At 41.6% G+C, this 5,135-nt stretch carries 5 protein-coding genes and 1 pseudogene; all 6 read right to left on the bottom strand.

The genetic code is table 11. The features are described 5' to 3' along the window. Window positions 1-361 precede the first annotated feature (361 nt). Window positions 362-505: pseudogene (locus DP116_RS30230) on the bottom strand (ATP-binding protein); the annotation flags it as partial. A 169-nt stretch (window positions 506-674) separates the two neighbouring features. Beyond that, window positions 675-2,075 (bottom strand): sensor histidine kinase, encoded by a 1,401-nt coding sequence (locus tag DP116_RS26860; protein WP_169158043.1) that lies wholly within the window; start codon window positions 2,073-2,075, stop codon window positions 675-677. Window positions 2,076-2,132: 57 nt separating this feature from the next. Next, the gene (locus DP116_RS26865) at window positions 2,133-3,539 is read right to left on the bottom strand and encodes an ATP-binding protein (RefSeq protein WP_169158044.1); all 1,407 of its coding nucleotides are present in this window, start codon (window positions 3,537-3,539) and stop codon (window positions 2,133-2,135) included. A gap of 49 nt (window positions 3,540-3,588) precedes the next feature. Then, window positions 3,589-3,975 (bottom strand): type II toxin-antitoxin system VapC family toxin, encoded by a 387-nt coding sequence (locus DP116_RS26870; RefSeq protein ID WP_169158045.1) that lies wholly within the window; start codon window positions 3,973-3,975, stop codon window positions 3,589-3,591. Further along, window positions 3,975-4,205 (bottom strand): type II toxin-antitoxin system Phd/YefM family antitoxin, encoded by a 231-nt coding sequence (locus DP116_RS26875; RefSeq protein WP_169158046.1) that lies wholly within the window; start codon window positions 4,203-4,205, stop codon window positions 3,975-3,977. The genes DP116_RS26870 and DP116_RS26875 overlap by 1 nt, the downstream gene beginning before the upstream one ends. A gap of 98 nt (window positions 4,206-4,303) precedes the next feature. Beyond that, window positions 4,304-4,879 carry a GNAT family N-acetyltransferase gene (locus tag DP116_RS26880; RefSeq protein WP_211173532.1) on the bottom strand — a complete coding sequence of 192 codons (576 nt, stop codon included), beginning with the start codon at window positions 4,877-4,879 and terminating at the stop codon, window positions 4,304-4,306. Window positions 4,880-5,135: the final 256 nt, after the last annotated feature.

Here is a 5,135-nt window from a genome sequence, read left to right on the forward strand (position 1 = left end):
GGCACCCCTCTCCTTAATAAGGAGAGGGGTGCCCGGAGGGCGGGGTGAGGTTCTTCGTTATGATAAAAAAACAAGATCCCCGACAACTTTTACGAAGTCGGGGATCTCAATCAATAGGAGTTCATTTTCATTTCTGTTTTTAAAAACGCTGTAATTTTTTTCATATTGTCTGTCTGGAATGACTCATAGAGATGATGTAGATAAATTTGTACTTTAACTCAGAGGATGAAAATATGACGACGACTCCAAAACAAAATCCACAACCAAAAGATAAACCAAAAAAGACCGAGCCAGGTCTTATCAGTTCCGAAAAGAAAAAGCCCAGTCCGTAAAAATTTTACTCAGATACCCCTTGAAATGATTAATTCACAGCTTGAATAGGCAAACGTACTCGAAAAGATGTATGACCAGGTTGGGATTCCAAGTCAACGTCACCGTGATGTTTGTTAACAACAATGCGATAGGCAATTTCTAAACCCAACCCAGTGCCTTTTCCAACTTCTTTTCGCGGCGGACATAGTGTGAATTATTTATGCCGTTCTACTTATGTACAATTCATTAACATAGACAGACAAAGAAAGTTTTGGATGTGCCATCAATCCAAACCAGGCGAACACGCAGCCAAAAAAAGCAGCGAGTGACTATTGCCAAATGTTTTCTCAACAATCAATAATTCATGACAAATTAATTGGTAACCGCACTTGAAACCTAGTATCTCCCGGTTGAGACAACACCCGAATATCACCCTGATGCTGTTCTACAACAATGCGGTAGACTATGTGCAAACCTAACCCAGTCCCCTCACCAACTCCTTTGGTTGTAAAAAATGGCTCAAAAATATGAGACCGCATCTCTGGAGGAATTCCCGGACCATTATCAGCAATTTCTACGAGTAAAAAGTCGCTTTCGCAACTTGTGCGAATCCAGATTTGACCATCCTGTCCATGAATAGCATCAATGGCGTTATCAATTAAATTTGTCCAGACTTGATTGAGTTCTCTACCGTATGCAGTGATTAACGGGACTTCGCAGTCATACTCTCGCGTGACCGTCACATGACTATGCTTTAACTTGTGATTCAAAATGGTGAGAGTACTTTCTATACCCTCGTGTACGTCTATTTCCTGTAGGGGTGCCCGATCCATGTAGGAGTAATCTTTGACAGCATCAACTAGAGTAGAGATTCGGGTTGTACAATGGTCCAGTTCATCTAACAAACCCCATTCTTGTAACGTTATATCTGTCCAAGTTAGGACATTACCCAATAACAATTCACCGACATTTTTCTTAACATTCTCTAGCCATTCGATATCGAGTCCTGCTGTCACTAGTGTGGGAGCCAGTTTCCAGCTATTGCTAACGTTGTGTGCTTCTAGCCATTGGATTACCTCATCTTCGCGATCGCTCTGCGTTAATGGATCGAGTCTGGTTGCTGTTTTAGCACGGGCGATCGCATCTTCCTGCAATTTAGCAACAAACGCTTTTTGCTCGCAAGTCATTTGCTTTTGATTCAGTTTTACCGTCAATGGCTGCAACACCTGCCTAGTTTGGCGTAATTGTCCCACAGCCCTACGACAAGCTGAAGCAGGGTTATTCAACTCGTGTGCCAATCCTGCTGCCAAAGTGCCTAATGCTACTAGTTTTTCTCTGTGCTGTGATATCGTCTGTACTGCTTGCAACCGTTCTGCCATTGTGCGGAGAATCTCAGTCATGACGCAAGTACAACTTGAAAGCATTTCCCAAAATACCTGGTTTGGCACTTCCAAAATATGGCTACGAGTTACAGCACGACCGCAAGCCCAGAAATGTGTCTGACCCATTAACACGGGTAATTCACCAAACAGCGTTTTTGGTTCGTACATTGCCAATAAAATTTCTTGATTACCAACTTTCTGCGTAATCCGTACTTGACCTTCTAGCAATATAAAAACATGGTCAGCAGGGTCACCTTCACGGCGATGAATTTCTCCAGGTTCTCGCCAGACCTCTGTACCCTCCTCAAGTAACCATTGCAACTGTTCACTTGGTAATTTGGAAAAGAGAGGAACTTGGCGTAAAGTTTCTATATCAAGCATGATACACCTTGAATTTGTAAGTATTGAATTAATAGCTAAAATATTGTTTTACATTACTTATTCTGAAACCCCTTGACATGAACGATTCTCTGCTTGAATAGGTAAATGCACTCGAAAGCGCGTATGACCAGGTTGGGATTCAAAGCGGATGTCACCATGATGTTTATTAACGACAATACGATAGGCAATTTCTAAACCCAAGCCAGTGCCTTTTCCTACTCCTTTTGTTGTAAAAAATGGTTCAAAAATCCGAGATTGAATTGCTGGTGGAATACCTGAACCTGTATCAAGAATTTCTACAACAAGACAGTTATTTTCTCTATAAGTACGAATGGTCAAATCGCCTTTGCCTTTCATGGCATATATGGCATTGTCAATTAAATTTGTCCACACTTGGTTCAGTTCACTGGCATAAGCACAAATTTTTGGCAGAGTGCGGTCAAATTCTCGATTAACAATAATTCCTTTTTTCAGGCAATGATGGAGGATGAGTAAAGTATTTTCAATTCCCTCATGGATATCTATTTCTTGTAGAGGGGCTTGATCCATATAAGAATAGCCTTTAATGGCTTTTACTAACTCAGAAATACGGGTGGTACTTTGCTCAATTTCATGAATCAACCCAAAAGATGAAAGTGTGGCGTCAAGCCATTTGAGGACATGTTCAAGACAGTCAATGGGGATATTATCAGCAACAGTATCCAGCTTTTCGGTATATAGCCCAGCGGTCACTAAAGTGGGGGCAAGTTTCCAACTATTACTAATATCATGGTCTTCCAACCATTCAGTTACTTCGTCTTCTTTATCGCTACAAGTCAGAGGGTCAAGTTTAGGAGAATGGATGGCGTGTTCTGTTGCTTGGTTTTGAATATCAGTAATGAATTTTAGTTGGTCTTTAGAAAGTAAATTGAGTTGTAAAGCAAGAGTTTGTAAGTTTTTAAAATTCCCGCGCAATTGACTAGCTGCCCGTTGCGCCGCCGCCCCTGGATTATTTAATTCGTGTGCTAAACCTGCTGACATTTTACCTAGCGCTGCCATTTTTTCTTGCTGTCGTAGTTGCGCTTCTACGTCTTTGGTTCGTCCTGCCATAGCGGAGAGAATCATGTCAGCAATCGGCGAACATTCAACGAGGATATGTCTGAATGTTTCAACGTCTATTTGTAAAACACGACTGGGTGCGATCGCATGAGCATTAGCAATAGCACCCGAACCCGTCAGCATCGAAAGTTCACCCATGAACTCACCATGACGATGAATAGCCAGCACTTTCGTTTCAACGCCCACTTGCTTAGTGACTTCAATTTGACCTTCTAAGACAACATAAAAATGATACTTTGAGTCGCCTTCACTAAACAGCACATCGCCCACATTCAGTTGTATTTCTTTACCAAACTGCTTCATTTCCTCCAAAGCATCATCTGGCAATTTAGGAAACAGCGTCATTTGATTTGAGTCGTGCAGCATGGCAACTCCTTATATGAAATTATCTTTAATTAGATTTAATAATTGCTACCTACCACAGCCGTTCAATAGGATAGGCATCAAAGGCTGAATCAATACTCAAAATAGGTATTTTTTCGACAATAGACTGTGCAATCAAAAGTCGGTCAAATGGGTCTCTATGTTGAAGCGGTAGGGTTGCAACAACAGCAAGGTGGTCAAGATTGATGTTTAGCAAATCGATACTATTAAGACTAAGTTGCTGTTCTACAAATTCCTGAAATGGCACCCCAAAACTTAGTTTACCGGTGCTTTGTTTAATTGCTATTTCCCAAACACTGACTATACTGAGTAGTTTTTCGTTATTTTCGTCCTCAATTAGCCCTCGTACTACAATACTGAGGCGAGGGCTGTCGATGACGAACCAAATAAAGGTATGAGTGTCCAGCAGTAGCCTCATTACATATAGTCCTTAAAGTCTTCTAAAGGTTCGTCAAAATCATCTGAGATTGTGATTAACCCTTTAGCACTCCCTGCTTTAGCAGGACGACGTTTTTTAACAGGCGTAACTGGAGTTAGTTTGACAACAGGCTGACTGTCTTTTGTAATAACTACTTCTTCACCACTCATAGCGGCTTCAATTAATTCAGACAAATTTTTAGATGCTTCCGCGAGAGTTATTTCTTGCATAGCTATCACCTCTGGGTTCCTAATTCATACTTACATCAAAAATTGGTTATTTGATGCAACAACTTCAGTTTAGTTTATCGAACTGGCAGATGAGTGAGTTAAGTAGGAGACGACATACACTCATATCGATACTCATGGCTGACACATCCTTTAAAAAAGTCCGCGTTTTCTTTTGTAGATACGCGCTTAAATCCAAGTGATTTAATGAGTTCAATGGATGCGACGTTACGAGTGTCTATCTCGGCTGCCACAATGTTGACTTGATAATCGTTGAAAAGATGATTTAGCAGTTGTAAACATCCTTCCTTTGCATAACCTTGTTGCCAGAATGGTGGGAAAATCATGTAGGCGATTGCAGCTGTTTGGTTGGCATATACTGTTGCTTCCAATGTTCCAATATATGTTTCAAATTGGCGAAGACTCACAGCCCAATTCAGCCATGCTTCTTGCCCGTCAGGAGAAAGTCTTGAAGATAGCGCACGATATCGAGTCTGCAAAACTTGCAATGATATGGGAGGCTCCTGTGGGATAAACTGATAAAGCCTCTCATCCTTCAATTGCCTGTAGATATGTACTGCATGAGATGCCACCAGTGGCTCAAGCAACAGCCGTGAAGTCTCAAGTGTTGTTTCAGGTGTAATCAATTTCATCATTGTACTGTTGTTATGAGGCATTAATGATAATTTCTTCGCCACTGATGACTGCCTCAATTAATTCTGGCAAATTTTTAGATGCCTCAACGAGAGTTATTTATTGCATGGTTGTCACCTCTTATTCCTAACTAAATGTTGACATCAATTCAGTTCACTGTTCACCCTTCGGGTATGCGCAAAGCGCACGCCAAGGGCGTTCGCGCAGCGTCTGGTGGAGGAGATACGCCAGTCGCCTACGGCGGGAAAACGCCTCATGCGCGCTGGACTCACTGTTCAC

This window comes from Brasilonema bromeliae SPC951 (assembly GCF_012912135.1).
Lineage (GTDB): Bacteria > Cyanobacteriota > Cyanobacteriia > Cyanobacteriales > Nostocaceae > Brasilonema > Brasilonema bromeliae.